Below are 259 nucleotides of genomic sequence, written 5' to 3'. Positions count from 1 at the left end.
TCTATCACTACCCGGTCGACCAGTTCCGGTTCCTGACACCAAACCTAAGGCGTCTGGTTCTGGGCTATGAAGCTAGGCTGGCTGCAATCCGAGAGCATTCAAGCGCCTTGCTTGAAGAGCGTCGGCGCATTCTTGCCCTTGCTGCCAAGATCGATACTGTCCTTGAGCAGTGCGCAGACATCAAGACTCGTTTAATCCCCTAGAAAGCCCGTGGCACTAGGCTGTGCGCCTATCCGGTAACCCGATTTTGTGACTGTGT

Annotated in this window: 1 protein-coding gene; it reads left to right on the top strand. The window is 54.4% G+C overall.

Going from position 1 to position 259, the window contains the following annotated elements; genetic code table 11:
- Positions 1-203: hypothetical protein (locus tag B2X67_RS06995; protein ID WP_286785046.1), on the top strand; the 203-nt coding region annotated here is incomplete at its 5' end.
- Positions 204-259 lie beyond the last annotated feature (56 nt).

Origin of the sequence: Pseudomonas sp. UBA3153, from assembly GCF_002364635.1 — a bacterium.
GTDB lineage: Bacteria > Pseudomonadota > Gammaproteobacteria > Pseudomonadales > Pseudomonadaceae > Pseudomonas_O > Pseudomonas_O kuykendallii.
The sequence above is the reverse complement of the archived record's forward strand: the minus strand, read 5'-3'. Positions and strand labels throughout refer to the sequence as shown.